The sequence below is a fragment of the Actinosynnema sp. NPDC049800 genome (genome assembly GCF_040656635.1).
Lineage (GTDB): Bacteria > Actinomycetota > Actinomycetes > Mycobacteriales > Pseudonocardiaceae > Actinosynnema.
This window is the reverse complement of record NZ_JBFAMT010000027.1, coordinates 28,637-54,343: the sequence shown is the minus strand read 5'-3', so window position 1 is coordinate 54,343 and position 25,707 is coordinate 28,637. Positions and strand designations below refer to the sequence as shown.

General features: G+C 71.7%; 23 protein-coding genes. 10 read left to right on the top strand and 13 right to left on the bottom strand.

The features are described from left to right. Window positions 1–51: 51 nt before the first annotated feature. From lipB to AB0I91_RS26755, 3 genes are read right to left on the bottom strand one after another with little or no spacing between them, the layout of a single operon-like run. Window positions 52–795, bottom strand: a complete 744-nt coding sequence (gene lipB / locus AB0I91_RS26765) for a lipoyl(octanoyl) transferase LipB (protein WP_498773569.1) — start codon at window positions 793–795, stop codon at window positions 52–54. Further along, complete coding sequence (locus AB0I91_RS26760) at window positions 782–1,378, bottom strand: phosphatase PAP2 family protein (RefSeq protein WP_499615006.1); 597 nt, start codon at window positions 1,376–1,378, stop codon at window positions 782–784. Before AB0I91_RS26760 ends, lipB begins: the two co-directional genes overlap by 14 nt. Further along, window positions 1,378–2,262 (bottom strand): TIGR01777 family oxidoreductase, encoded by an 885-nt coding sequence (locus AB0I91_RS26755; RefSeq protein ID WP_499639364.1) that lies wholly within the window; start codon window positions 2,260–2,262, stop codon window positions 1,378–1,380. The genes AB0I91_RS26760 and AB0I91_RS26755 overlap by 1 nt, the downstream gene beginning before the upstream one ends. A 352-nt stretch (window positions 2,263–2,614) precedes the next feature. Between AB0I91_RS26755 and AB0I91_RS26750 the strand changes: the two genes are divergently transcribed. Further along, a complete protein-coding gene (locus AB0I91_RS26750; RefSeq protein WP_499639362.1) occupies window positions 2,615–2,875 on the top strand; it encodes a hypothetical protein in 261 nt (86 codons plus the stop codon). Between the two features lie 111 nt (window positions 2,876–2,986). Here the strand turns inward: AB0I91_RS26750 and sucB are convergent, their stop codons facing one another. Together sucB and lpdA are read right to left on the bottom strand one after the other, a co-directional pair. Beyond that, window positions 2,987–4,768 carry a 2-oxoglutarate dehydrogenase, E2 component, dihydrolipoamide succinyltransferase gene (gene sucB / locus AB0I91_RS26745; RefSeq protein ID WP_499639360.1) on the bottom strand — a complete coding sequence of 594 codons (1,782 nt, stop codon included), beginning with the start codon at window positions 4,766–4,768 and terminating at the stop codon, window positions 2,987–2,989. A 54-nt stretch (window positions 4,769–4,822) separates the two neighbouring features. Further along, window positions 4,823–6,193: a dihydrolipoyl dehydrogenase gene (gene lpdA / locus AB0I91_RS26740; RefSeq protein ID WP_498773579.1), complete on the bottom strand. Its 1,371-nt coding sequence runs from the start codon at window positions 6,191–6,193 to the stop codon at window positions 4,823–4,825. Window positions 6,194–6,369: 176 nt separating this feature from the next. Between lpdA and AB0I91_RS26735 the strand changes: the two genes are divergently transcribed. Next, window positions 6,370–6,690, top strand: coding sequence for an oxidoreductase (locus tag AB0I91_RS26735; RefSeq protein ID WP_230566773.1), 321 nt, complete (start codon window positions 6,370–6,372; stop codon window positions 6,688–6,690). A 112-nt stretch (window positions 6,691–6,802) separates the two neighbouring features. Here the strand turns inward: AB0I91_RS26735 and AB0I91_RS26730 are convergent, their stop codons facing one another. Further along, window positions 6,803–7,372, bottom strand: coding sequence for a TetR/AcrR family transcriptional regulator (locus AB0I91_RS26730; protein WP_499639358.1), 570 nt, complete (start codon window positions 7,370–7,372; stop codon window positions 6,803–6,805). Between the two features lie 50 nt (window positions 7,373–7,422). Here AB0I91_RS26730 and AB0I91_RS26725 point away from each other — a divergent pair, with 50 nt between their 5' ends. Next, window positions 7,423–8,031 carry an NAD(P)-dependent oxidoreductase gene (locus AB0I91_RS26725; protein ID WP_498773584.1) on the top strand — a complete coding sequence of 203 codons (609 nt, stop codon included), beginning with the start codon at window positions 7,423–7,425 and terminating at the stop codon, window positions 8,029–8,031. Window positions 8,032–8,186: 155 nt separating this feature from the next. On the opposite strand, the gene AB0I91_RS26720 is transcribed toward AB0I91_RS26725, so the two are convergent. Continuing rightward, window positions 8,187–9,683, bottom strand: coding sequence for a leucyl aminopeptidase (locus AB0I91_RS26720; protein ID WP_499615018.1), 1,497 nt, complete (start codon window positions 9,681–9,683; stop codon window positions 8,187–8,189). A gap of 149 nt (window positions 9,684–9,832) precedes the next feature. Here AB0I91_RS26720 and AB0I91_RS26715 point away from each other — a divergent pair, with 149 nt between their 5' ends. Continuing rightward, the gene (locus tag AB0I91_RS26715; protein ID WP_499639355.1) at window positions 9,833–11,092 is read left to right on the top strand and encodes an amino acid permease; all 1,260 of its coding nucleotides are present in this window, start codon (window positions 9,833–9,835) and stop codon (window positions 11,090–11,092) included. 87 nt (window positions 11,093–11,179) lie between these two features. Then, complete coding sequence (locus AB0I91_RS26710) at window positions 11,180–12,280, top strand: branched-chain amino acid aminotransferase (protein ID WP_498773588.1); 1,101 nt, start codon at window positions 11,180–11,182, stop codon at window positions 12,278–12,280. A gap of 234 nt (window positions 12,281–12,514) precedes the next feature. Here the strand turns inward: AB0I91_RS26710 and AB0I91_RS26705 are convergent, their stop codons facing one another. The 3 genes from AB0I91_RS26705 to cobU are packed head-to-tail and all read right to left on the bottom strand — an operon-like array spanning window position 12,515 to window position 14,813. Further along, window positions 12,515–13,222, bottom strand: coding sequence for an adenosylcobinamide-GDP ribazoletransferase (locus AB0I91_RS26705; protein WP_498773590.1), 708 nt, complete (start codon window positions 13,220–13,222; stop codon window positions 12,515–12,517). Next, window positions 13,222–14,259, bottom strand: a complete 1,038-nt coding sequence (gene cobT / locus AB0I91_RS26700; protein ID WP_498773592.1) for a nicotinate-nucleotide--dimethylbenzimidazole phosphoribosyltransferase — start codon at window positions 14,257–14,259, stop codon at window positions 13,222–13,224. Before cobT ends, AB0I91_RS26705 begins: the two co-directional genes overlap by 1 nt. Beyond that, a complete protein-coding gene (cobU, locus tag AB0I91_RS26695) occupies window positions 14,256–14,813 on the bottom strand; it encodes a bifunctional adenosylcobinamide kinase/adenosylcobinamide-phosphate guanylyltransferase (protein WP_498773594.1) in 558 nt (185 codons plus the stop codon). The genes cobT and cobU overlap by 4 nt, the downstream gene beginning before the upstream one ends. A 78-nt stretch (window positions 14,814–14,891) precedes the next feature. Here cobU and AB0I91_RS26690 point away from each other — a divergent pair, with 78 nt between their 5' ends. Further along, complete coding sequence (locus tag AB0I91_RS26690; RefSeq protein WP_498773596.1) at window positions 14,892–15,092, top strand: hypothetical protein; 201 nt, start codon at window positions 14,892–14,894, stop codon at window positions 15,090–15,092. Here AB0I91_RS26690 and AB0I91_RS26685 read toward each other — a convergent pair. Next, complete coding sequence (locus AB0I91_RS26685) at window positions 15,059–16,525, bottom strand: HEAT repeat domain-containing protein (protein ID WP_499639353.1); 1,467 nt, start codon at window positions 16,523–16,525, stop codon at window positions 15,059–15,061. The two genes, AB0I91_RS26690 and AB0I91_RS26685, sit on opposite strands and share 34 nt — an antisense overlap. A gap of 96 nt (window positions 16,526–16,621) precedes the next feature. Further along, the gene (locus AB0I91_RS26680; RefSeq protein WP_498773600.1) at window positions 16,622–17,608 is read right to left on the bottom strand and encodes an aldo/keto reductase family protein; all 987 of its coding nucleotides are present in this window, start codon (window positions 17,606–17,608) and stop codon (window positions 16,622–16,624) included. A gap of 296 nt (window positions 17,609–17,904) precedes the next feature. On the opposite strand from AB0I91_RS26680, the gene AB0I91_RS26675 reads away from it, so the two are divergent. The 4 genes from AB0I91_RS26675 to AB0I91_RS26660 all read left to right on the top strand — a co-directional run bounded on the left by AB0I91_RS26675 (window position 17,905) and on the right by AB0I91_RS26660 (window position 24,989). Continuing rightward, window positions 17,905–18,432 (top strand): hypothetical protein, encoded by a 528-nt coding sequence (locus AB0I91_RS26675; protein ID WP_498773602.1) that lies wholly within the window; start codon window positions 17,905–17,907, stop codon window positions 18,430–18,432. Beyond that, window positions 18,429–20,429 carry an FG-GAP-like repeat-containing protein gene (locus tag AB0I91_RS26670; RefSeq protein WP_499639351.1) on the top strand — a complete coding sequence of 667 codons (2,001 nt, stop codon included), beginning with the start codon at window positions 18,429–18,431 and terminating at the stop codon, window positions 20,427–20,429. Before AB0I91_RS26675 ends, AB0I91_RS26670 begins: the two co-directional genes overlap by 4 nt. 490 nt (window positions 20,430–20,919) lie before the next feature. Then, window positions 20,920–24,639: a hypothetical protein gene (locus tag AB0I91_RS26665; RefSeq protein WP_498773606.1), complete on the top strand. Its 3,720-nt coding sequence runs from the start codon at window positions 20,920–20,922 to the stop codon at window positions 24,637–24,639. After that, complete coding sequence (locus AB0I91_RS26660) at window positions 24,639–24,989, top strand: hypothetical protein (RefSeq protein WP_498773608.1); 351 nt, start codon at window positions 24,639–24,641, stop codon at window positions 24,987–24,989. The genes AB0I91_RS26665 and AB0I91_RS26660 overlap by 1 nt, the downstream gene beginning before the upstream one ends. A gap of 83 nt (window positions 24,990–25,072) precedes the next feature. Here the strand turns inward: AB0I91_RS26660 and AB0I91_RS26655 are convergent, their stop codons facing one another. Then, window positions 25,073–25,705, bottom strand: coding sequence for a DUF3043 domain-containing protein (locus AB0I91_RS26655; RefSeq protein WP_499616549.1), 633 nt, complete (start codon window positions 25,703–25,705; stop codon window positions 25,073–25,075). Window positions 25,706–25,707: the final 2 nt, after the last annotated feature.

Here is a 25,707-nt window from a genome sequence, read left to right as displayed (position 1 = left end):
TCCCTCCAATAGTCCGTAATTCCGGAATACTAGAGAGGGAGGGCTATCCTGTCAGCCCGCCTGAACGGCGAACGTCACCCCGGCCGCCACCGGCTGCGCGCGGACCAGCGTCCGCTCGGTCACCGGCAGGTCGCCGTTCAACGCGTCGACGACCGCCTGGCGCGCCAGCGGCAGCACCTCGGCCACCGTCACGTCCCGCCCCAGCTCCCGCGACAACGACGCCACCCCGGCGTCCCGGATGCCGCACGGGATGATGTCCCCGAACGCCGCCAGGTCCGCGTCGCAGTTGATCTCGAACCCGTGCATGGTGACGCCGCGCTGCACCCGGATCCCGATCGCCGCGACCTTGCGCTCCACACCCTTGTCATCGGCCGGGACCCACACACCGCTACGCCCCTCGACCCGACCCGTGCGCACGCCCAGCTGGTCGCACACGTGGATCAACGCCTGCTCCAGCCTCCGCACGTACTGCACGACGTCCAACGGCTCGGCCAACCCCACGATCGGGTAGCCGACCAGCTGGCCCGGCCCGTGCCACGTGATCTTCCCGCCCCGGTCCACGTCGACGACCGGCACGTCACCGCCCTTGGGCCGCTCCTCGGGCTCGGTGCGCCGACCGCACGTGTAGACGGGCGGGTGCTCCAGCAGCAACATCGTGTCGCCGATCGCGCCGTTCGCGCGCTCCTCGGCGAGCTCCCGTTGCAGGTCCCACGCGGCCAGGTAGTCGATGGTGCCCAGCTCGCGCACCTCGATCGGGTCCGTCGAGGTGCGGCAGGAAAGGTCAGGACTGCTCACGTCTCGACATTACGCCCACGGGCACCAGCCCCAGGGCGTGGGCGACCACGAGACCCACCCCGACCACGGCCAACACCGCGCCGACCGTGTCGGTGAACCAGTGCATCTCCAGCACGACCCGACTGGCCGCCGTCAACACCACCGCCGTGCACGCCAGCACCACGGCCGACCTCAGGTGCCGGCGGGCCAACCACGCGCACAGCACCACACCCGTGAACGCGACCGCCGTGACCGCCGTGACGTGCCCACTCGGGTAGGCCCACTTCGGGAACTCGATCGGCCGAACCCGCTGGTAGGCGTACCGGGCCAGCACGGTCGACCAGCAGGCGGCCAACAGCACCGCGGCCCGCGCCAACAACGGGTCCTTCGCCAACAGCGCGCGCAGCCCCAGCGAGATCAACGCGATCGTCGCCAACCCCGGGCTGAGCACGAAGCTGACCAGCACCGACGCGTGCTCGAACCCCGTCCCGAGCCCCAGCGCCGTCCGCCGCAGCCCTTCGTCCAACGCGGGCGGCTCCTCGCGGACGGTGACGCCCAGCACCATCGAGGCCAGCGCCAGCACGACCCCGATCAGCGCACCCATCACCTCTCGACGGCCGCCGCCACGGCCGCACCGAGGGCGGGGTGCAGGAACCGGAACCCGCGCTGCTCCAACACCCGCGGCACCGCCCTCTGACCGGCGAGCAGACCCTCTTCGGCGACCTGGCCCAACACCGCCTTCAACACGAACGCGGGCGCCACCCACGGCGTCGGCCGGTGCAGCGCGTGCCCCACCGTCCGGGTGAACTCCGCGTTCGTGACCGGACTGGGGGCGGTGATGTTCACCGGCCCCGAGACGTCGTGCTCGACCACGAACCGGATGGCCGCGATCGCGTCGTCCAACGAGATCCACGGCATGTACTGCCGCCCGTCACCGAGCCGCCCGCCCAGGAAGAACGCGAACAACGGCTTGATCTTCCCGAACAACCCACCAGCCGGACTGATGACCAACCCCGTCCGCATCCTCACCACCCGCGCGTGCCCGTCCGCGGGCGCGGTCGCCGCCTCCCACTGCCGGCACAACTCCGCCAGGAACCCCGTGCCCGACGGGCTGGTCTCGTCCACCACCTCGTCACCGGTGTCGCCGTAGTACCCGATCGCACTGGCGTTGACCAGCACCGGAACCCCGTGCTCCACGACCGCCGCCGCCAACACCTCCGTCGGCACCGTGCGGCTGTCCAACAACACCTGCTTCCGCGCGTCACTCCACCGCTTGTCCGCAACCCCCGCCCCGCACAGGTTCACCACCGCGTCCACGCCGTCCAGCGCACCACCGTCGATCCGCCCGGCAGGCGGGTCCCAACCACGCTCGTCGGGCCCCGAGGGCCGCCGCCGAACCAACCGCAGGACCTCGTGCCCACCACCGCGCAACGCGGCCACCAAACTGGTGCCGATCAAGCCCGACGATCCCGCGACCACAACACGCATGCCTTGATCGTCTCGCAGCAAGGGCCCGGTTGCACAGCGGCGAACGTGTCACCCCCACCACGCCCCGGTCGACGCCTTCGGCCGAAACCCCCGGTCGCCAGGCCGCGAAATGCCATGCTGAACCGATGGTGAGGCACGAGAACGCCGACTTCCCCGAATACTGGGACTCCGTCAGGATTCGCCGGAGGCACGTGCCCTTCCTCCGGGCGTTCTTCGGTGTCTTCACCGTTGTCGCCGCGGTGATGCTGTCGCTGCTCGGCGTGGAGCGGCGGATCGTGCGAACGACCTCCGCGCCCAGGCCACGGTGGAATCGGAACTGCCCGGCGGCCACCGGAACTGCCACAAGTACCAGATGTCGTACTCGACACCGGAAGGGCGCTCGCGCTCGGTGGCGATGTGCTCGAAGTACGACGAGCTGGCGGTCGGCCAGTCCGTCACCGTCCGCTACTCGCCGGAGGACCCGATCGGCCACATCGTCCTCGACGGCGAGGACTCGCTGACCGTCGTGCTGTTCGCCCCGGGCGCGGCGCTGGGCTTCGCCGTCGGGGTGACCGGCTCGTGGTTCGCCTGGCGTCGACCGGAGTCCCTGCTCAGGCTCGGCTTGCGGTTCTAGGGCCGTGCCACGCGGCCGGCGATGAGGTGCTCACGACCTTCGCCGACGCTCGCCGAACAGGCCGAAGGCCGCTCCCGGTGAACGGGGAGCGGCCTTCGGCGGAACTGGAACTCAGAGACCCAGATCGGCCTCGAACGAACCTTCTTCCAGCCGGTTCTTCACGGTCGTGAGGAACCGACCGGCGTCCGCGCCGTCGACCAGCCGGTGGTCGTACGTCAGCGCCAGGTAGGCCATGGACCGGATGGCGATCGTGTCGTCACCGTTCTCGTCCGTGATCACCACCGGGCGCTTCTTGACCACGCCGACACCCAGGATGCCGACCTGCGGCTGCTGGATGATCGGGGTGTCGAACAGCGCGCCGTTGCTGCCCAGGTTGGTCAGCGAGAACGTGCCACCGGTCAGCTCGTCGGGCGTGAGCTTGTTGCCCCGCGCCCGCGCCGCCAGGTCGCCGATCTTGTGCGACAGGCCGGCCAGGTTGAGGTCGCCGGCGTTCGCGATGACCGCGTTCAGCAGGCCGCGCTCGGTGTCGATCGCGATACCCAGGTGCTCGGCACCGTGGTACACGACCTCCTTCTTCTCCTCGTCGATCGACGCGTTCAGCACCGGGTGCTGCTTGAGCGCCTCGACCGCCGCCTTGGCGAAGAACGGCAGGAACGTCAGCTTCGTGCCCTCGCGCTGCTCGAACGCGGCCTTGGCCTTGTTCCGCAGCCGGGCGATCTTGGTGACGTCCACCTCGAACACCTGGGTCAGCTGCGCCGAGACCTGCAGCGACTCACGCGTGCGCTGGGCGACGATCTGCCGCAGCCGGGGCAGCTTCTGCACCGTGCCGCGCTTGCCGCTGGTGTCCGCCGGCGCGGAGGCGACCCGCTGGGCGGGGGCGGACGCCGCGGGCTTGGGCGCTTCCTGCTTCGGGGCCTTCTTGGCCTCGACCGCCGCCAGCACGTCCTGCTTGCGGATCCGGCCGCCGACACCCGTGCCCTTGAGCGTGGCGAGGTCGATGCCGTTCTCCGAGGCGAGCTTGCGCACCAGGGGCGTCACGTAGGGCGCACCGTTGGCCGACTCCTCCGCCGGCGCCTCCTGCTTGGGAGCAGGCGCTTCCTGCTTCGGCGCCGGGGCCTCCTGCTTCGGGGCTTCCTGCCGGGGCGCCGGGGCCTCCTGCTTGGGCGCGGGCGCTTCCTGCTTCGGGGCCTCCTGAGCAGGCGCCGGAGCGGGCTTGGGCGCTTCCTGCGCCGCGGGCGCGGGCGAACCCGAGCCGACCACCGCGAGCTGGCCGCCGACCTCGACGGTCTCGTCCTCGCCCGCGGTGATCTCCAGCAACGTCCCCGCCACCGGCGACGGGATCTCGGTGTCCACCTTGTCGGTCGACACCTCCAGCAGCGGCTCGTCGACCTCGACCGAGTCGCCGACGGCCTTGAGCCAGCGGGTCACGGTGCCCTCGGTGACGCTCTCGCCCAACGCGGGCATGGTCACCGGGGTGCCCTCGGCCGAGCCACCACCGGCCGACGCCGGTGCCGACGCCTGAGGCGCGGACTGCGCTTCGGGCTCAGCGGCGGGCTCGGGTGCGGACTGCGGTTCGGGCTGCGCCTCCTCGGCCGGCGCGGCGGCTTCACCGGCGGTCGAGTCGGACGAGGACGAAGACGAGGCCCCGGGCTCCGAGCCGTCGCCGATGACGGCGAGCTCGGCGCCGACCTCGACGGTCTCGTCCTCCTGGGCGACGATCTTCTGGAGCACACCCGCCGCGGGCGACGGGATCTCGGTGTCGACCTTGTCGGTCGACACCTCCAGCAAGGGCTCGTCGACCTCGACGCGGTCACCCTCCTGCTTCAACCAGCGGGTGACCGTGCCCTCGGTGACGCTCTCGCCGAGTGCGGGCATTTGGACGGAGAAGGCCATCGTTCGCTGACTCCTCGTGCGTGGGTCGGGGATCGGCTGACTGGGGTGCGACGGTCAGCCGTGCACGTGCAGCGGCTTGCCGGCCAAGGCGAGGAAAGCCTCGCCGAGGGCTTCTGTCTGGGTCGGGTGGGCGTGGACCAGCGGAGCCACGTCCTCGGGGTAGGCCTCCCAGCTGTAGATGAGCTGGGCCTCACCGATCAGCTCGCCGACCCGCTCGCCGACCATGGTGACACCGACCACCGGGCCATCGGGCGCCTTGACGAGCTTGACGCCGCCGGCGGTCTTCAGGATCTGGCTCTTGCCGTTGCCCGCGAGGTCGTAGACGAACGTCTCGACGGAACCGTACTTCTCCTTGGCCGCCGCCTCGGAGAGGCCGACCGAGGCGACCTCGGGCTTGCAGTAGGTGACGCGCGGGATGCCCGCCTCGTCGATGACCTTGGGGTTCTGCCCGGCGATGTCCTCGGCGACGAAGATGCCCTGCTGGAAGCCGCGGTGCGCGAGCTGCAGGCCGGGCACGATGTCGCCGACGGCGTAGACGCCCGGGACGCTCGTGCGCAGCCGCTCGTCGGTGATCACGAAGCCGCGATCCACCGTGACGCCGGCCTCCTCGTAACCGAGGCCCGCCGTGTTGGGGCCGCGGCCGACGGCGACCAGCAGTAGGTCCGCGTCCAGCACGTCGCCGGACTCGAGCGTGACCGACACGCCCGACTCGTCCTGGGTGGCGCCGGTGAACTTCACGCCGGTCTTGAACTTGATGCCGCGCCGGCGGAACGCGCGCTCCAGCTGCTTGGACGCGTACTCGTCCTCGGCCGGGACCAGGCGGGGCAGCGCCTCCACGATGGTCACGTCCGCGCCGAAGGAGGCCCACACGCTGGCGAACTCGACGCCGATCACGCCGCCGCCGAGCACGACGACCTTCTCCGGGATGAAGTCCAGGTTGAGCGCCTGGTCGCTGGTGATGACCCGGCCGCCGATCTCCAGACCGGGCAGGCTGCGGGCGTACGAGCCGGTCGCCAGGACGACGTTCTTGCCGGTGTAGCGCTGACCGTCCACCTCGACGGTGTTCGGGCCGACGAACTTGCCCGTGCCCTCGACCATGGTCACCTTGTTGGCCTTGACCAGGCCCTGGAGGCCCTTGTAGAGCCGGCCGACCACGCCGTCCTTGTAGGAGTTGACGCCCGCGATGTCGATGCCCTCCAGCGAGGACTTCACGCCGAACTGGTCACCCTCGCGCGCGTTGTCCGCGACCTCCGCCGCGTGCAGCAGCGCCTTGGTCGGGATGCAGCCGCGGTGCAGGCACGTGCCCCCCAGCTTGTCCTTCTCGACCAGGATGACGGACAGGCCGAGCTCGGCCGCGCGGAACGCGCAGGCGTAGCCGCCCGAGCCGCCACCGAGGATCACAAGGTCGGCGGAGGTGTCGGTCACGGGTTCTCCCTGGAGAGCTTGATGCCTTACTCCGCGCGGGTGCGCGCGTGTAGTTGCCATCTTGTCACTACCGCGCGAACGGCCGCGACGCGGTGTCGGTCTTCGGGTGATTTGCCCCCACCTTCACACGCGCGCCGGCACCATGGTCGCCAGAGGTCCTTGCAGGAGGTGGCCCGGTGGGGCTGTTCGACCGTTTTCGCAGGAAGCAGCGCCCTGGCGTGCTGCGATCGGCCACGTCCACGGACACCGGCCACCTGGAGCAGTGGGCTGCCGCGCGCCGAGGCGTCGAGGCGTACGTCGAGCCGAAGACGACCGTGACGGAGACCACGGTCGTGCTCGTGGCGCACGACGGCGAGTGGACGCGTCGCCGGATCGACGGCACGGAAGGCGCCAAGCGGTTGGCCAAGAAGCTGGAGATCCCGATCTACGACGCGGGCATCGTGGGTTACCCGAAGCGGATGCGGGAGTACTCGCGGCGCAAGAACCAGGGGGCGTGACCCGTCCTCGGCGGGACCGTCTTCGGCGTGACTGTTCTCGGCGTGACTGTTCTCGGCGTGACTGTTCTGGGCGTGACCGTTCTGGGTGTGGCCGTGCTGGGTATGACCGCGCTCAGGCCTGGCCGATCCCGTCCCACAACGTCCTGACCAGCGCGTCCACGTCCACCGGGTGGTCCGAGAAGAACCCCAGGAACGCCTGGTAGTGGCACGCGCCCAGCAGCAGGTCCGCCGCTGACCCCGGGTCGACCCCGGCCGGCAACCTCCCCAGCGCGCGCTCCGCCTCGAGGTACCGGGCCAGCGTCTGCGGCACGGTCCCCGGCCCGACCCCGTGCGCCTTCAACGCCTCGCGGTGCGCGGCCAGCAACGCGGGCTCGGAGAAGATCGACGCGGCGATCGGGAACGTCTCGACGTAGAACGCGACCGCCGCCCGCGCGATCCCGGCCAACGTCTCCCGCACGTCGCCGCGCCCCGCCTCCAACCCCGCCAGCAGCCCGGCCAGGTCGCTCGGCGCGCGTTCCCGCAGCACGGCCAGGAACAGCTCGGTCTTGTCCGCGAAGTGCTTGTACAGCGCCGCTTCCGAGAATCCCGCCGCCTTGGCGATCTCCTTGGTGGTCGCCCGCGCGAGCCCTTTGGTGCGCATGACGTGGGCCGCCGCGTCGAGCATGCGGTCGCGTGTGGTCATGTGGTTATCCTAGGGGTTAGTGAGTACTCACCAACCGCGAGAGGTGGAGCATGAGGATCACCGTTCTGGGAGCCAGCGGCGGCACCGGCACGAAGATCGTGGAGCTGGCCAGGGAGGCGGGTCACGAGGTCACGGCCATCGTGCGCACGCGCAACGGTCGCGACACCGTGGCCGACGTGATGGACCCCGACTCGATCGGGCCGCACGTGGCCGGTGCGGACGCCGTCGTCTCGGCGATCGGCACGCGCGCGGCGCGCAAGCCGACGTCCGTGCAGACCGACAGCACCAAGTCGGTGATCACCGCGATGAGGGCGCACGACGTGCGCCGGCTGCTCGTGGTCAGCAACAGCGGCATGGTGACCGACGGCGACGACCCGTTCAGCCGCTACCTGGTCAAGCCGATCCTGCGCCAGGTGCTCAAGCACCCGTGGGGTGACATGGCGCGGATGGAGGACGTCGTGCGCGCGAGCGGTCTGGAGTGGACGATCGTCCGCCCGCCGCAGCTGACCGACGGGCCGCGCACGGACGCGTTCCGGACCGCGGTGGACACCAACGTGCGCGGGGGCATGCGGGTGTCCCGGGCCGACCTGGCATCGCTGGTGCTGCGGTGCCTGGCCGACCCGGGGACCGTGCGCAAAGCGATCAGCGTGGCGAACTGAAGGTCGGTGTGGCCAAAGGGCGTGACCGGCCGAAGATCGGGAGGTGCACCGAAGATCGGTGCGGCCAGCGGGAGGCCGGCGCGGCCAACCGGAGGCCGGTGCGACCAGCCGGAGAGCGGCGGACGAACCGGAGGTCGGCCGCCGCTCTCCGCCAGCTACCCGTTCGCCGCGATGTCCGCCAGCACCGCCGCCATGGTGCGCACCGGGACGCCGGTGCCGCCCTTGGTGGTGTACCCGTACGGACCGCCGGTGTGGAACGACGGACCGGCCACGTCGATGTGCGCCCAGGTCACGCCCTCGGCCACGAACTCGCGCAGGAACACGCCCGCGGTGAGCATGCCGCCGAACCGGTGCCCGGCCACGTTCGCGATGTCGGCCACCTTCGAGTCGAGGTCACCGCGCAGCTCGTCCGGCAGCGGCATGGCCCACGCCTGCTCGCCGACCGCCCGTCCGATCGCGGCCACGCGGTCGCGGAACTCCTCGGTGCCCATGACGCCGGCGGTCCGCTTGCCGAGCGCCACGACCTGCGCGCCGGTCAGCGTGGACGTCTCGATCAGGTAGTCCGGCGCGTCCTCGCAGGCGCGCACGATCGCGTCGGACAGGATCAGCCTGCCCTCGGCGTCGGTGTTGAGCACCTCGACGGTCTTGCCGCCGTACATGGTCAGCACGTCGCCGGGCCGGTAGGCGGTGCCCGACGGCATGTTCTCGGCCATCGGCGCCCAGGCCGTGACCTCCAGCGGGTACTTCAGCTTCGCGGCCAGCACGACGGTCGCGATCACGGCCGCCGCGCCGCCCATGTCCGAGGTCATCTCGTCCATGCCCGCCGCCGGCTTGATCGAGATGCCGCCGGTGTCGAACGTGATGCCCTTGCCGACCAGCGCGACCTTCTTGCCCGCCTTCGGGCCGCGGTAGGTGATGCGCACCAGGCGCGGGGGACGGCTGGAGCCGCCGCCGACGCCGAGGATGCCGCCGAAGCCCTGCTTGCGCAGCGCCTTCTCGTCCAGGACCTCGACCTCGAGCCCCTCGGCCTTGGCCAGGGCGGCGGCCCGGTCCGCGAACGACGCCGGGAACAGGTCGTTCGGCGGGGTGTTGACGAAGTCGCGGGTCGCGGTGACGGCCTCGGCGATCGCGGTGGACGCCTTGAGCGTCGCGCGGTGCGCCCGGATGTTGCCCTCGGCGGGCGCGACGAGGTCGACGCGCGCGACCGGGCCGTCGCCCTTGTTCGACTTGTACTCGGTGAACGAGTACGCGCCCAGCACGGTGCCCTCGACGGCGGGGCCGAGGTGCAGGGCGGACAGCGTGGTGACGGCGCGCTTGCGGCCGGACAGCGCGCGGGCGGCGGCGCCGGACGCGCGGCGCACCTGGTCCTCCGTGACCGAGCCGTCGTCGGCGGTCTTGCCCAGCCCGACGGCGAGCACGACGCGGGCGGCGAGCTTGCCGAGCGTCGGCACGGTGACGACCTCGTCGGCCTTGCCGCTCGCGCCCACGGAGTCGAGCACGTCCAGCAGCGTGCCGTCGAACGCGGCGTTCACCGCCTCCGACCCGGCCGCGAGGGCGAGACCGTCCGGTCCCTGGACTGTGCCCACCACAACGGCGTCGGCGGTGGTGCTGCTCGGGTCACTGTCGGTGATGGCCAGCTTGGGCGCGGTCACTGCGGCTCCTTGACGGGGTCCTCCCGGCACTTTCTGGTCGTGCGGCGGGATGGGGTGGATCGTGACGAATGCTAAAGGTCCCGTTAACACTCATGAGCGCCGCACCTTCGATCGCAAGGAGTAACAATTAACACGAACGGGGGTCAACCGTGCGGGCGTTAGTGGTCACCTGGTCGATATGGGACCGTGTACCGGTGACGATCACGCCCCGTGCCGGGGCCGTGGCGCTCGCTCTCGGCGCGACGCTGGGGGCCGGTGTTTTCACCGGTTTCGCCCCTGCCGCGGCCGTTGCGGGTCCGTGGTTCCTCCCCGGTCTGGTTTTAGCCGCGGTGACCGCGTTGTGCTGCGCGTTCTCGACCGCCGATCAGCACCGGGCGTACCCGGACGCACCCGGTGGGTACGCCTACATCCGCAACCAGCTCGGCCCCTGGCCCGCGCGCATCGGGGCCAGCGCGCACCTGGTCGGCAGAGCGGGGATGGCGGCGGCGTTGGCCGGGATGTTCGGGGCGTACGTGGTCCCGGAGCACCGGGAGCTGGCGGCCGTGGGGTTGATCGCGGTGACGGCCGCACTGGGTGCGGCCGGGGTTCGGTGGAGCACCGGGCTGAGCGTGGCGGCGGTGGCGGTCGTGCTCGGCGTGCTGGTGCTGGTGGTGCTGGTGTGCTTCTCGGTGGCGCCGCCGGAGAACCCCTTCGGGCTCGGGGACGTGCCCGCCGAGGCCGGGTTCGACGGGGTGATGGGCGCGTCGATGCTGTTGTTCGCGGCGTTCGTCGGGTTCGAGCGCGTCACCGCTCCTCGACGCGGTGACCAGGAGTTCTCCGCCCGGGTCCTGCATTTCGCGGTGCCGGTGGCGATCGGTGTGGTGCTCGTGGTCGGCGGTGCGGTCGGCGCGGCGGTGCTGCGGCAGCTCGGGTCGGCGCGGTTGGCGTTGTCGCCCGCGCCGCTGCGGGACGCGTTGATCGTGGCCGACGGGCGGTGGCTGCTGCCCGTGCTCGCGGTCGGGGCGGGGGTCGCGGCGGTGTCGTCGCTGTTCTTCGTGCTCGGGTCGGCGCGGCGGACGCTGGTCGGGTTGACCGAGACGGGTGATCTGCCGGCGATCCGGGCGGGCTGGCCGTTGGAGGTGGTCGGAGCGGCGCTGGCGGTCGGCGCGGTGGTGGCGTTGCCGCCGGCCACGGCGTTGGCGGTGGGCGCGTGCGGCACGGCGTTCTACTACGGCTTCACGAACGCGTCGGCGCGGGTGCTGCTGCAGGAGGACCGGACGTGGCCGATGCGCACGGCGTGCCTGGGGTTGGGGCTGTCGGTGCTGCTGGCGATGAGCGCGCCCGCCGAGGCGTTGGTGATCACCGGGGTGGCGCTCGCGCTGGGTACCGGGTTGCTCGCGCTGGGTCGTGCGCGGCAGGCGGTCGGTTGAGGGTCGGCCCGCCTCTTTTGGATGGTCGGATGTCCGAGCGTCGGGACAGCGATTTTCTGACGTAGAAGTGGCGGCTATCGTGCTGTCATGACGACCGCGTTGCCTTTCACCCGGACCCCCAACCCGCAGCCGGCGACCCCGGAGCGCGTTGCGGAGGTACTTGCCAGGCCGGGCTTCGGGCAGCACTTCACCGACCACATGGTGACGATCCGCTGGAACCAGGAGCAGGGCTGGCACGACGCCGTCGTCGAGCCCTACCACTCGCTGGAGCTGGACCCGGCGGCCATGGTGCTGCACTACGGCCAGGCGATCTTCGAAGGGCTCAAGGCCTACCGCCAGCCCGACGGGTCGATCGCGTCCTTCCGCCCCTCGGCCAACGCCGAGCGCTTCCGCGCGTCGGCGCGCCGGTTGGCGATGCCCGAGCTGCCCGACGAGCTGTTCCTGGAGTCGATCCGGGAGTTGCTGGCCGTGGACGAGCGGTGGGTGCCCGCGATCCCCGAGGAGTCGCTGTACCTGCGACCGTTCATGTTCTCGACGGAGAAGGGCCTGGGCGTGCGGCCGGCGAAGGAGTACGTGTACGTGCTCATCGCGTCGCCCGCCGGGTCGTACTTCGCGGGCGGGCTGAAGCCGGTGACGGTGTGGTTGTCGACGGAGTACGTGCGCGCGGCGCCCGGCGGGACCGGTGCGGCCAAGTTCGCGGGCAACTACGCGGCGTCGTTGGTGGCGCAGGCGCAGGCCGCCGAGCAGGGGTGCGACCAGGTCGTGTGGCTCGACGCGGTGGAGCGGCGGTGGGTCGAGGAGATGGGTGGGATGAACCTGTTCTTCGTCCTGGGTGCCGGGGAGGACGCGCGGGTGGTGACGCCGGAGCTGTCCGGTGCGTTGTTGCCGGGGATCACGCGCGACTCGTTGCTGCGGTTGGCCGCCGATTTCGGTCATGCGGTGGAGGAGCGGCGGATTTCCACCGAGGAGTGGGAGAAGAAGGCCGAGTCCGGTGAGCTGACCGAGGTGTTCGCTTGCGGGACGGCGGCGGTGATCACGCCGGTGGGGCACGTGAAGCACGCGGGTGGTGAGTTCTCGGTTTCCGGTGGGGTTACCGGGGATGTGACGATGAAGCTGCGCAACCACTTGACGGGGATTCAGCAGGGGCTCGTGGCTGATCCTCATGGGTGGATGGTGAAGATTGATTAGGGCTGCGGTCGGGCGCGGGTCGAGTTGGGAGAGCGGCTTGGTGGCTGAGGCCGGCTCGATTTGACATGGGGCCCCTTACGGGCACTCCAGGCAGGCCAAAGCCGGGCAGGCCTGGCGGGAAAAGCGTCCGCCAAGCCTGCCCGGCTTCGACCAGCCTAAAGCACCCGAACCCCATGTAAAATCGGGCCTTTGTGGGTATTCGGGCCTCGGTGGGTGTTCCGGTTAGTTGTTGAGTTAGTTGAGAGAGTTGATGGCGAGGACGGTCAAGGTGGCCGTTTCGCAGGCTGCGCCCAGGACGTCGCCGGTGATTCCGCCGAATCGTTTGCTGGTGTGGTGGATCAGCAGGAGGGTCAGGGCGGCGGCGAGGGCGATTGAGAGCGGGCCCTGCCAGGGGTGGATGAAGAAGCTTGCGGTCGCGAGGGCGGTCCACCAGGTGATGGCGGTCCAGGTTGGTTGGGTGCCGGCTACCAGTGCGCCCAGGCCTTCGGGGCGGGCGGCGGGGATGCCGTGGCGGCAGCAGAGGATGAATGCGGCGCGGCCCGTGGTCAGGGCGAGGAGGACGGCGCCCCATTCGACGGTCGGGAAGGCGGCGGCTTCCGCGCCCAGGACGACGATCAGTGCGACTACGGCGAACGGGCCCGCGCCGCCGTCTTTCATCACGGCCAGGGCGCGTTCAGGGGGGCCGTAGCAGCCGAGGCCGTCGGCGGTGTCGGCCAGGCCGTCCAGGTGCATTCCGCGGGTGGCCAGGGCGAGGAAGCCGACGGTCAGGAAGCCGGCGACGAGGTCGGGTAGCGGGAGGAGGAGCAGGGCTGTGGCTGCTCCTCCCAGCAGCAGGCCGACGAACGGGGCGAAGGCGATGGCACGTCGTGCTGCCCGCGCGTCGACCTCGTTGGAGCCGACGCGGACGGGCAGGACGGTCAGCCACGACAACGCCAGGCGCATCAGGCGGGTCCGGAGACGCCCGCGCTGTCGAACGTCGCCATCTCGGCCAGGATCCTGGTGGCCATCACGACCAGGGGGAGGGCCGCGACGGCGCCGGAGCCCTCGCCCAGGCGCATCTCGAACTCCAGCAACGGCTCCAGGCTGAGGTGGCCGAGGGCCAGGGCGTGCGCGGGCTCGACCGAGCGGTGGCCGGCGACCCACCAGTCACGGGCGCCGGGTGCCAGTTCTTCGGCGACCACGGCGGCCGCGCCGACGACCACGCCGTCGAGGATGACGGGGGTCTTGCGGACTGCGGCCTGGGCGAGGAAGCCGGCCGTGGCGGCGATGTCCGCGCCGGAGGAGGCGGCGAGCAGGGCCACCGGGTCGTTGATCACCGGGCGGGCGCGGCGGAGGGCGTCGCGGATCGCGGCCGTCTTGCGCATCCAGCCGTGGTCGTCGACGCCGGTTCCCCGGCCCACCACGGCCACGGGTTCGGAGCCGGTGAGGGCGGCGATGAGGACCGCGGCGGGGGTGGTGTTGCCGATGCCCATGTCGCCGGCGATGAGCAGGTCCGCGCCGCCGTCGACCTCGTCGTCCACGAGCTTGCGGCCGATCTCGACGGCTCGCTCGGCCTCTTCGAGGGTCAGGGCGTCCTCGCGGTCGATGGAGCCGGAGCCGCGGCGGACCTTGAGGTCGCCGACGGCGGTCTCGGAGTCGACGGCCAGGTCGACCACGCGGACGGTCGCGCCCGCGACGTTGGCCAGCACGTTCACCGCCGCGCCGCCGGCCAGGAAGTTCGCGACCATCTGGCCGGTGACCTCGGGTGGGTAGGCGGAGACGCCGTGCTGGGCGACGCCGTGGTCGCCCGCGAAGACGATCACGCGGGGCCGGGTGAAGGGCTTGGGCGGGCACTCGCCCTGGCAGGCGGCGACCCAGGCGCCGAGCTCCTCCAGCCTGCCCAAAGAGCCGACGGGCTTGGTGAGCACGGCGTGCCTGGCCAACGCCTCGGCCCGCACGTCCGCGCTGGGCGGCTCGACGGACGGGAACTCGATGGTCACCGACTACCTCCGGGTTCGCGCAGTCGCAGGGGGATTCCGGCGACGACCAGCAGGACCTCGTCGCACACCTCGGCCAGCCGCGCGTTGAGCGAACCGAGGTGATCGCGGAAGAGCCTGCCAGAGTGCGTGCTGGGCACGACGCCGAGGCCGACCTCCGCGGAGACGAGGACCAACCGGGCGCGGGTGCTGGCGACCGCGTGGACCAGTGCCGAGCACTCCTGCTCGACCACGCCCATGCCGTGGCCCTCCCAGGCGCCGGCGTCGTCCAGCACGCCGTTGAGCCAGGTGGCCACGTCGTCCACCAGGATCGGCGGGTCGGCCTCGCTGGTGGCGGTGAGCAGGGCGATCAGGTCGCTCGGCGCGGGCGCTTCCACCGTCGTCCAGGTGGCGGGGCGGCGGGCCACGTGCTGGGCGATCCGCAGCTCCCAGTCGGCGTCGTCGGGGTAGCGGCGGGCGGTGGCGACGTAGGTGACCACGTCCTCGGTGAGGAGTCCCTCGGCGTGCGCGGACTTGCCCGAACGCGCGCCGCCCAGCACCAGTGTCCGACGCGTCACACCGCACTCCAACCGTTTCAGGAGGACATAGCCTGACCGGGAACGTTACCCGCACGGCACATCGTGAGGAGGTTCGTCATGGAGTACCGGTGGCGGTACCAGGACGAGCAGGGGCACGAGATCGACGGGCCGCCGCTGGCCTTCCCCGATCAGACCGCCGCGGAGGACTGGTTCAGCTCCACGTGGGCCGAGCTGCGGGAGGCGGGGGTCGCGCAGGTGACGTTGCTGCGCAGCGAGTCGGAGGTCTACGGGCCGATGTCCCTCGCGCCGGCAGAGTGACGCGCGGTCGGGGTTCGCGGCCGTAGTGCGGCGGCGGCCGCGGACCGGACGGCCGGGTGCGGGTCGCGCAGAGCGGCTGCGAGGCGGTCGGGCAGGTCGGGCGGAGCGGTGCGGCCCAGGGCGGTGGCGGCGTTGGCGCGCACCCGCGGTCGGGGGTCGGTCAGGGCGTCCGTCAGCGGTGCGACGGCTTCGGTGATCGCCATCCGACCCAGTCCGGCGGCGGCGCGGGCGCGGACCAGTTCGTCCTCGTCCTTCAGGGCCCTGGTCAGCAGGTGGGAATCGCGTGCGTCGGCGCGTTGCCCCACCACCCAGACAGCGGCGCGACGGGCCAGGGGATCCTTGCGCCACGTGGGCAGAGGGGTCCGTGCGCCGGTCCGCACGAGGGCTCGTCCGGCGAGCTTGCGGGCGCGCCGGTCGGTCGTCCGCAGCAGCACGTCCACCAAGGTGGGTGCGACCCGGGGATCGGCCAGCCGCACGAGTCCCGTGAGCGCGACGCGGACGTGCCGTCCGTCGCACGCCGCCGCCAGCCGACCGACGGCGCGCTGATCACCGTGCTCGGCCAGCACCCGGATGGCGCGTTCGCGGACGGCCGGGTCGCCGTCGTCGGTGGCGGCGAGGGCCGCGGGGACGACCAGCGGACTGCCGATGCGTGACAAGGCGAGGAGGGCGGCCTCGCGCACGACCGCCTGCCCGTGGTCGAGCACCGGTCGGATGGCGGGCGCCGCCCGGTCCGCCCCGATCTTGCCCAGCGCCTCCAGCACGGCGGTCGTCTGCGTGATGTCGTTCGTGCGCAGCGCGTCGATGAGCGGGCTGGTCGCGTCCGCGACGCGGAGGTGGCCGAGGGCGAACGCGACCGCGCCCAGGCCCGTGCTGCGGGACCGCAGGTGCTCGATCAGCGCGGGGGCGACGCCGAGGTCGCCGGCACGAGCGAGCGTGTGCGCGATGTCGTGCACCCCGCCGTGATCCGCGTGCGCCAACGCGTCGGCCAGGATGGCGAGCCGCCGGGGGTGCCCGGACTCGGCGATGCGCCGCGCGGCGAACCGGCGCGCCCAGGCCCACGGCGGGCCGGCCCGGCCCGCCAGCTCGACCAGTCGGTCGAAGACCTCCGCCACGGTCTCCGCGGTCAGGCCGCGCACGGCGGACGTCACCAGGAGCGGGTCGGGATCGGACAGCGCGTCCACCATGATCGTCTGGTGGGCGGGGTCGCGGCCCGCGGCGAGGGCGCTGAGCGCGATCACGCGGACCGACTTGGTCGGGTGCGCCGTCAGCGCCACCAACCAGCGGCTCCCGGCCGGGTCCGAGAGCAGTGCCCGGTCGTGGGCGTGCTCGTAGAGCTCCCGGTACGCCGCGGTGTGGGGCGCCGACGTCGCGTCGAGCGCGACCAGCCGTGCCACGAGGACGTCACCGGGTCGCCGGTCGCTCGGTTCGCGCACGGCCTCCAGCGAACGGGCGGGCCGGTGAGTTCCCGGTGAACCGCCGCGAAGCCCCGCCCGGGTCGTCCCGTGCGGGGCTTCGCGAGGTGGCGCGCGTCAGGGGGTGACGGTGAACCGCGGGTCGGACTCGACGACGCCTTCGAGCACGTCGTCGATCTTCTTCAGCAGCTCGTCCTCGAGCTTCACGCCGGCGGCCTTCACGTTCTCGTGCACCTGCTCCGGGCGGGACGCGCCGATGATCGCGCTGGCCACGTTCGGGTTCTGCAGGGTCCACGCGACCGCGAGCTGGGCCAGCGACAGACCGGCCTCGTCGGCCAGCGGCTTGAGCTGCTGGACCTTGGTCAGCACCTCGTCGCGCAGGAAGCGCTGGATGAACTTCGACCCGGTCTCGTCGGTCGCCCGCGAGCCCTCCGGCACCGGCTGCCCCGGCAGGTACTTGCCGGTCAGCACGCCCTGGGCGATGGGCGACCACACGATCTGGCTGATGCCCTCGCGCTCCGAGGTCGGCACGACCTGCGACTCGATGACGCGCCACAGCATCGAGTACTGGGGCTGGTTCGAGATGAACGGCACGTTCAGCTCACGCGCGAGCGCCGCGCCGCGGGCGATCTGGTCGGCGTTCCACTCGGACACGCCGATGTAGAGGGCCTTGCCGGAGCGGACGACGTCGGCGAAGGCCAGCATCGTCTCCTCCAGCGGCACGGACTTGTCGTACCGGTGCGCCTGGTAGAGGTCGACGTAGTCGGTCTGCAGCCGCTCCAGCGAGCCGTTGATCGACTCCATGATGTGCTTGCGACCGAGGCCCTTGTCGTTCGGGCCGCCGGGGCCGGTCGGCCAGAAGACCTTGGTGAAGATCTCCAGCGACTCGCGGCGCTGGCCGGTCAGCGCGCGGCCCAGCACCGACTCCGCCTTGGTGTTGGCGTAGACGTCAGCGGTGTCGAACGTGGTGATGCCCGCGTCGAGCGCGGCCCGGACGCAGGCCGTCGCCTGGTCCTCCTCGACCTGGGACCCGTGGGTGAGCCAGTTGCCGTACGAGATCTCGCTGATGTTCAGGCCACTGCGGCCGAGGCGTCGGAACTCCATGCGGCCAAGCCTAGTACCGGGTCGTTCGGGTTGCTAATGAACTCTCCTCCGGGTCGGGACCTGGGCGTTACGCGAGCGCGAGAAACGGTCTGTGAGGTGTCCCACGTCGATTCGAGCGGTGCCATATGAGCTACTTGACCTCGGCACGGCTGGGGACGTGCGGTCTGGGGGAAGGCGCGGTGGACGTTCCCGCGGGTTCGGCGGCACGCCGGACGGTGATCTGAGGACCGCGGCACCCGGCTGCGCCGCTGTCGACATCCGGCACTCGCCGAACAAACAACCTGGAGGCTATCCAGATGATGTCGTTGTCGCGCGCCCTCGTGACCGCGGTGGCGGTCGGGGCGGTGGTGTCCGGGGGCGTCCTCGTGGCACACGCGAACCAGACCACCGCGGCCGACGAGCAGCAGTCGTTGGTGGAGGACTACGCCTACCCGGGAAAAGAGAGAGTGGAACTGGAGTACGGCTTCAGACTCGTCGCCGGCGACGGGCACGTCCTGCACGTGGATTGCGCGCAGCCGCCGAGCGGCCCGGTGAGGTTCATCGAGGTCTACTCGTCGGACCTCAACGTCGGCCGTAACGACGAGGGCCGCGTGTGCTTCAAGGTCCTCGACACCGGCTACGTGACCATGCTGCTGCCCGACGTCTACGAGATCCGCGGCGACGGCTACGAGCCGGGCGCGGGTCACAACGGCACCGCCGAGGTGGTCGGCGAATCCGGGCAGCACAAGACCGTGGCGTTGGACCCGGACGGCAGCATCCAGGTCGGCATCGGCACGACCGGCGGCACGCCGGAGACGCTGCTGCGCTTGGAGGTCCAGCGTTGAGCACCTCGATCGGGAACCGGCTGACGCGCTGGACGGCGATGACGGCGGCGGGCGTCGTGGTGGCGGGCTTGCTGACGTCGGGCTCCTCGCAAGCCGTCTCCGGCGGCAACGTCGTGCCGGACGGCTCCTACCAGTTCCTCGCCCGGATCAGCGCCGCGGGCAAAGTGTGCTCGGGCGCGCTGATCGACCCGCGATGGGTGGTCACCTCGGCTTCATGCCTGCCGGAGACCGGGGACGTCGGCGTGCTCGTGGGCGCCGTGGACCTCGGGACCGGTAGGGGGCACCGCACGAAGGTCGTCAAGGTCGTGCGGCACGCCGAGCGCGACCTCGCGATGGTGAAGCTGCTGACGACCCCGACCAACGTCACGCCGATCGCGTTGAGCACCGGTGCGCTGGCGGTGGGCGAGACGGTGAAGGTCGGCGGGTTCGGCCGCACGGCGACCGAGTGGGTGCCGAACCGCCCACACGTCTCGTCGTTGACCGTTTCGTCGCTGAACACCGCGGACGCGGTGTTGACGGGTCCGGCGGACACCTGCAAGGGCGACGCCGGTGGTCCCGCATTCCGCGAGGTCGGTGGGGTCCCGCAGTTGGTCGGCGTGCACAGGACCTCCTGGCAGCACGGTTGCCTGGAGGTGACCGAGACCCGCCAGGGCTCCACGGAGACCCGCGCGGACGACCTCGCCGGCTGGTTCCAGGCGCGAATGCTCGAAGTGTCCGCGACTCCCGCGCAGCGGCACGCCATCCACCTCAACTGGACCCCGCGCGACTACCAGTCGTTCCGGGTGTACGCGTCGCAGTCTGCGGACGTGCCGGTCGGACCCTCCACCCTGGTCGGCACGGTCACCACCCGGTCGTTCACGCACACCGCCCTGGCGGCTGAGCAGACCTGGTACTACCGGGTGGTCGGGGTCAAGGACGGCCAGGCTTCGGAGTCGGAGGTGGTCTCCGCGACGACGGCGCTGCCCACCCGTAGCGACTTCGACCACGACGGCGACGACGACATCGCCGCCGTCTATGACTCCGGTAACGACCGGACGCGGGTGCCCGTGTGGCCCGGCGGCCCGGCCGGCATCGGCCTGCCCGAGTTCAAGTGGGACAGCGGCGCGGGGCAGTTCACGGCTTCGCAGGCCCGCTGGGTCACGGGTGACTTCAACGGTGACGGTCGGGCGGACCTCGGCGCGTTCTACAACCGCAGCGGTGGCGAGACGGCGCTGGTGGTGCTCTACTCCAATGCCACCGGGTTCGACCCGTGGGTGGAGAAGTGGAACAGTGGTCCGGAGAACTGGCCGGCGCAGTCCGCCAAGGTGGTCTCCGGTGACTTCAACGGTGACGGGCGCGTCGACATCGCCGCGTTCTACGACCTCGGCGGCGGCGTGACGCGGCTGTACCTGTGGCAGGCCGCCGCCACCGGCTTCGCGCCGCCGGTGTTGAAGTGGGACAGCGGTCCGGGCAACTTCGAGCAGTGGCGGGCCACGTTCGTCACCGGTGATTTCAACGGTGACGGCCGCATGGACATCGGTGCGGCCTACGACTACGGCAGCGGGACGACCGGGTTGTTCGTGTTCCACGCCAACGCCACCGGGTTCGCGCCGTTGGCACCGCAGTGGAACAGCGGCGCGGGGAACTTCTACGGGGAACTGGCCCGCTGGGTCCCCGGTGACTTCAACGGTGACGGTCGGGCGGACATCGCCGCGCTCTACAACTACTCCGGCGGCTCTACCTCGATGTTCGTGTTCTACGCCAACGCCAACGGCATCACACCGCCGGTGCTGAAGTGGAGCAGCGGCGCGGGGAACTTCTACGCGGAACTGGCCCGCTGGGTCGCGGGTGACTTCAACGGTGACGGCCGGGCCGACATCGCTACCTTCTACAACTACGACGGTGGCGTGACGCGCGCGTTCGTCTGGTACGGCAACGCCACCGGGTTCGACCCGATGGTGCAGCAGTGGGACGGCGGCCCGCAGAACTGGGAAGCTCAAGGGGCGCGGATCCTGTGACAGTCCCGCCGGCGAGACGACCGGCGCGGGCGACCGGGCCGTCCGGCTCGATCACCGCGCCGGGTGACCGCGTGATCCACACGCGGGAGCTGGTGGCGACCTGGTGCGCTTCCGGTACGACCTCCCGGCCCGGGAGCGAGGGCAGCGCCGGCGCTGGTTCGAGCGCTCCGACAACACCGACGGCAGCGCGCGTGGCCCAGCGGACGCGGTGTCGTGGCCGGAACGCCGAGCGCTACGCGTCCGCCGAGCCGGACTTCCACCTGCTCGTGCCCTGACCGGTCGTGCCGGCGGACACCTCACGGCTGAGGTCCGCCGGCTCGACCGCTCCGCGTCCCGGGCGGTCGCGCCGCATCCGACGGCGACGACGTCCGTGCCGCAACCCGGTGGGCCGATCGGCCCACCGTCGACGTCGGGTGCGCCGGGCGCACCCGGGAATCCGGGGGAACGTGTGAACCGTCGTGGTAGACGTCTGCGCTTCACCAGCGTGGTCATGGCCTTGGTCGCACTCGCGGGCACGCTCGTCGTGCCGGCCGCGTCCGCCGAGACCGGCCACACCGCGACCGATCGCGGCCGGGCGGAACTCATGTGGCGCCTCGGCGGTCCTGCCCTGCGGGAAGCCGCGGGCCGGGCGCTGATCGGCGACGACACGTCCGTCCGTGAGTTCCTGGCCAACGGCTGGCAGGCCGCCGCGGACGCGGATGACCGCCGTCGGGTGACCGCGATGCTCGACTCCAGCGGCTACGTGGTGAAGGACGCCGCCCAGCGCGCGCTGGACGCAGGCACCGCGGAGGCGGTGCGCACGTTCCTGGAGAGCGGCTGGGTGACGCCCCGCCGGCAGGACATGCGCATCCGCGTCAACCAGATGATGTCCATCGGCGGCGCTGAGCTGCGCGCCGCCGCCCAAGCCGCGCTCGACGCAGGGACCGACGAAGCGCTCCAGACCTTCATCGACACCGGCTGGCGCGCGCCGCAGACCGCGGACCTGCGCATCCGGGTCAACCAGATCATGTCCGTCGGCGGGCCGAAGGTTCGGGAGAAGGCCCAGGTCGCGCTGGACCTAGGCACGCAGGACGCGTTCCAGGAGTTCCTGGACCTCGACTGGCCGGTCGCGCAGGCGCGTGACCAGGAAACCGCGACCATCGCGGAACTCGCCGGCGTCGCCAAGGTCGCGGGTGAGCTGGCCGCGCAGGAGACGCAGGCCGCCAAGGACGCGGGTGACCGCGCGGTGGTCGAAGCCGAGTTGGCCAAGCACGCCGCGCTGCGGGCGGCGGAAGCGACGCGGAACGCCCAGGGCAATGCCGCCGAGGCCGCGGCGGCCGCCGGTGTTGCGGCGGACGCCGCCGACCGCGCCGCCACCGCGGCCCGGGACGCGGTGGGTGCGGCGAACTCCGCCGGCAACGCCGCGTGGATCGCCGCTGGCGCTGCGGCCCGTGCCGCCACGGCCGCCTCGATGGCGGGCAACTCCGCGGTCAAGGCGTACTCGGCCGCCATCGCGGCGACGGTGAACGCGAGCGACGCCGCGGGCGCCCGATCGGCCGCCCAGGCCGCGCGGGACAACGCGGCGAGCGCCGACACCGCGGGTCAAGCCGCCCTCGCCGCGCAGTCGGCCGCGTTGAACGCGGGCGTCGCGGCGTCCTCGGCCAACAGTGCCGGGCAGCAGGCGGGCGCGGCGGCGCAGGCCGCGATCGACGCGGGCAACTACGCGGCCCAGGCCGGCGCCGATGCGAGCGTGGCCACCAACGCGGCCGCGACCGCCCGCGCGATGGCCGACCGCGCCACCCGGGCCGCCGCGGCTGCCACCGCCTTCGCGGCTGTGGCCGCCCACGCGGCCGGCCAGGCGGGCGCCGCTGCCCAGCGTGCCTCGGAAAACGCCATCGCGTCGGCCGTCGCGGCGGAAGAGGCTGCCGCGCACGCGGGTAACTCCGCCGACGCCGCGGCAGCCGCCACCCGGCACGCCAACGCGGCCTCCGCCGCCGCCCAGACCGCGGTCGACGCCGCGGTGCAGGCCCGCGAGATCTTCGACGCGGCCCGCACCGCCGACAGCGAGCGGTTGGCCGTCCAGGCCGACCAGGCCCGCGCCGCCGCGGTCACCGCCAGGGACTCGATCCGGACGGTGCCGGCCGCGCCCGCGTGGGACGCCGACCAGGCAGCCCTGCGTGACGCCGAGACCAACCGGCTGATCGACGAGGCGGTGGCGAACCCGGCGCTGGCCGTGGCCAACGGCCGCAAGGTCGCCCTGCGGTTGACCGGCTCGGCCGGCCCGTGGACCAAGGCCGCCGCCGGCGCCGCGCTGACCGGGTCCGACGACGAAGTACGCGAGTACCTGCGCGCCGGCCTGGCCAAGGCCGCGGGCCAGGACGACCGCGTGACGCTCGGGACCGTCGCCGACCAATCCGGCAGCCAGGCGCTCAAGGACGCCTCAGCCGCCGCGCTGAACGGCTCGGATGCGGACGTCACGCGTTTCCTGCGTGAGCGCAACTACCCCGGCCGCGACAGCGAGGACCGGATCAAGGTCAACCAGGTGCAGGCCGACGCCCGTGCCCAGAACCGCGTGGTCACCGTGAACGCGGCCCAGCGGGCGCTCGACGCGGGCACCGGCACGGCCTATCGCGACTTCCTGGCCAAGGGCCAGTACACGGCCTCGACCACCGACGACCGGATCAAGGTCAACCAGATCGCCTCCGCCCCGGACAGCGGTCCGGAGACCAAGGCGATGGCCCAGGCCGCCCTGGCCGGCCCACCGGTCACGATCAAGCGGTTCCTGGACGTCGGCCGGTTCACCGCGATGCGCCACGACGCGGACTCGGCGGCGCACCAGGCCGAGGTCTCCGGACACCTCGCCCAAGCGGCGGGCGCCGCGGCCACCGCGGTCAAGCACAGCTTCGACGCCCAGGCCGCGGCGGCGCTCGCCCGTGACGCGGCCGCCGAGGCGGCCGGCTACGCCCAGCAGGCGCAGATCTCCGCCGACGAAGCGGCAGGTTACGCCCAGGACGCGCACGAGTCGGCTGTGGCGGCCGAGCAGTCCGCCCAGCGCGCGGCCGATTCGGCCCGCACCGCCCGCAACGCCGCCAACTCGGCCCGCGCTTCCGCCGGGCAGGCCACCCGGTCGGCGGTGTGGGCGCAGGCGTCCGCGACCCAGGCCGCCGGGTTCGCCAACGAAGCGGTGGGCAGCGCCCGGCACGCGTACGAGCAGGCGGTCGCGGCGAACGAGAGCGCCGCCGCGGCGGTCGCGGCGGCTAACGAGGCGTACGACCAAGCCGTCCAGAAGTCGAAGGACGAGATCGTCCAGGCCGCGCTCGCCCAGCACGACTACTGCCAGGGCCGGTACTACTACGACCAGGCGAAGATGGACGACTGCATCCGGCAGATCACCGCCACGCCGGAGGAGCAGACCGACCGGGCGATCGAGAACGGCCACCTCTGCGACGTGCTGTTCGGTGAGCAGCGGACGAGTGCGCTGTTCAAGAACTGCGTCGCGAGCGTCCTGCGGCCGGACTTCACCGCGCGGCTCGAAATGCAGTTCGCCCAGCCGTTCATCGACCTCATGAACGCCGCCGCCACGACCCTGACCGTCGCGGCGGTGGTCGGCGGGGTGGTCCTCGCGGGCACGCTGTGCGCGGCATCCGTGGTCTGCGGTGGTCTGGCGCTGGCTTTCGCACCGGACGGGATGGCCTTCTTCCCGTCGTGGGTCGCGGGCGTCTACGGGTCGTCGGCGACGGCGCTCATCGGTGTCTCCACCCTCCGCCAAGTCGCGTCGTTGCAGGGCATCAAGATCGAGGCGAGCGTCGTGGAGGCCGCGATCGCGCGGCAGACCGCGGCCACCGCCCGGCTGTCGGAGGCGGCGAGGCAGCAGGCGCTCGGCTGGGACTTCGCCAAGCAGCAGTTCATCCAGCAGGAACTCGACGTCGCGCTGTACCTGGAGCAGAAGCTCGGCTTGACCCTCATGCGGTGGCCGCACGCGAAAGGGCCGGAATGGGTGGACGGGCGGAACGGTTACATCTGGGACACGATGGCGGCCCGCGAGCACTTCATCGACGCCGAGATCGCGTCGGGCAACTTCGAGCGGAGCATCTTGAAACACCTGACCAAGGCGCACTACGTCCCGATCGACGTGCGCACCTTGAAGCCCTATCAACTCGACGCGCTGCGCGCGTTGATCAAGCCGTACTCGCCCCGCGTGTTCATGGTCCTGGAAGGACAGCCGCTCTGATGTCAGGTGACGTGTTCTTCCGAAGGGTGGGCGAGAGCCGCGACGAGGAGGAGTCGTGGGATACGTCGAGAGCGGGGCTCTGGTGGCTCATGCGCTTCATCGCCGAGCGGGTCGGCGACCCGGTGGCCGCTGCCCGGCTGGCCAAGTCCGTGGATCAGGAGCTGGGCTGGCTGGACTTCGGCTCCTACACCGATGACGAGGTGCGGGAGATGGTGCGCGTGATCCGCGACGACCTGCCACCGGTGGTGGAGGTCGAGTGGCCGCCGCCGGACGAGTACGGCGCAGGGGCCAACTTCCGTGAGCTGATCGAGCAGACGACCAGGTGGGCACGGGCCCACGGCCTGCTCTGACCTGATCGCACGACGTGATTCGTTACGGAAAGCCATCATTCCCGCTACATGCCGTAGCGGGAATGATGGCTTTCCGTGGTCGGTCAGACCTTGTCGCCGGGGCTCACCCGCGGCTTGGGGACGCGCAGGCGGCGCAGCTGGCTCGCGCGGATGAACGAGTACCAGCCGATGGACAGGCCCCGGGTCGTGTCGTTGGGGAACTTCAGCCGCACCCGCCGGTTCACCATCCGGCCGAGCACGAAGCCCTCCACGATCATCGCCAGCAGCATGAACGTGGTGAGCAGCGTCGCGTACTGCTGGACGGCCGGCATCGGCACGAGCAGCGCGACGAACACCAGGATGGCCAGCGGCATGAACAGGCCCATGAGGTTGCGCCGCGAGTCGACCACGTCGCGGATGTAGGCCTTCACCGGGCCGCGGTCGCGGGGCAGGAGGTACTTGTCCTCGCCCGCCATCATCCGCTGCCGGCGCTCGGCCGCCGCCGCGCGGCGCTCCTCCTTGGACACCTTGTTCCCGCGCGCCCGCTTCAACGCCTCCCGCTGCGTCCGGGGCGGCGGCGGCACCGGGCCGCGCCGCTTGCCCTCGGCCTCGCGTCGCTTCGGCGTGGGCCGCCCCTTGCCTGGCGTGCGCGACGGATCGGCCGGGTTCACCTCCGCGGGAGCGTCCTCGGTGGTGGTCTCGGCGGCTTCGTCGGCGTTGCGGCGCAGGAACCTCACCA